Consider the following 911-nt stretch of genomic DNA (forward strand, 5'->3'; position numbering starts at 1 on the left):
GCAATAAATTTCGCCATGGCCTTTGAAGGGTTGATCTCGACGATAAAGTCGGGCGTTGGCGACAAGCCCTGCAAATCAAGCTTCATCCGACGGTTCGCCAGTTGCTTATCAAGGGTCGGGCGATCCAGGTAGAAGCGTTCTGCGGTCGGCTTGCGGCCTTGCTGCCTGTCGCGCATGCGCCGAGCGTCATCGATCAACGCGATCGCGGCGTCGAAGCGTTCGTCCACAGCCGGCTCCACTGCGATGCGGGCGTGCGGCAAGAGTTCGAAGATGGTGTTGAGCTTGTACCCGGCCCCGACAATCTGCATTTCCATGCATTGTGCTTCCGTAGGTCCAGCCGGCGCTGAGCTGCATTCCAGCAACTCCGTCGAAGGCGCGAGCATGATGTTCTCGAAACTCTCATCTGTGCGTTGCGACACCGGGTTGTATGAACGAATGCTGTCGACGACCCCACGCTCGATTAGAACCCGAAAGGGATGTGGCGCTCCGGATGGAAACACTTCGATGCCCTGACCAAGCAAGGCGAATTCCCCAGGCTCGTCGACCCGATCGTCCATCAGGTAGCCATAAGTCTGCAGGCGATCGCAAAATGCCTCAACATCAACGTGGTCGCCGGTGGCCAGGGATGTGAAGGCCTTTGCAATGGCATCGGCAGGAAGAAAGCGCTGCAGCGCCGCCTCGGGTGACATGACGACCAGGCGAGCACGACTGTTGGCTGGCTTGGCCAAAGCGAGAAGCGCGGTTGCACGTCGTCCCATGCTTTCACGCGATGGCTGGATACGGTCGTACGGCAGGCAGTCCCACGGCGGCAATAAAATCACCTGCGTTTCCGGCATAAACTGCTTGAAAGAAATTGAGACTTCTTCTGCCTGGTTCTCGCTCCTCCCAATGAATATCAGGTCGTCCGCGCC

At 58.3% G+C, this 911-nt stretch carries 1 pseudogene; it reads right to left on the reverse strand.

Going from position 1 to position 911, the window contains the following annotated elements:
* A pseudogene (locus AC1DX0_RS36475) lies at positions 1–911 on the reverse strand (hypothetical protein); the annotation flags it as partial.

The sequence above is a fragment of the Mesorhizobium sp. P3_A9 genome, assembly GCF_056402975.1.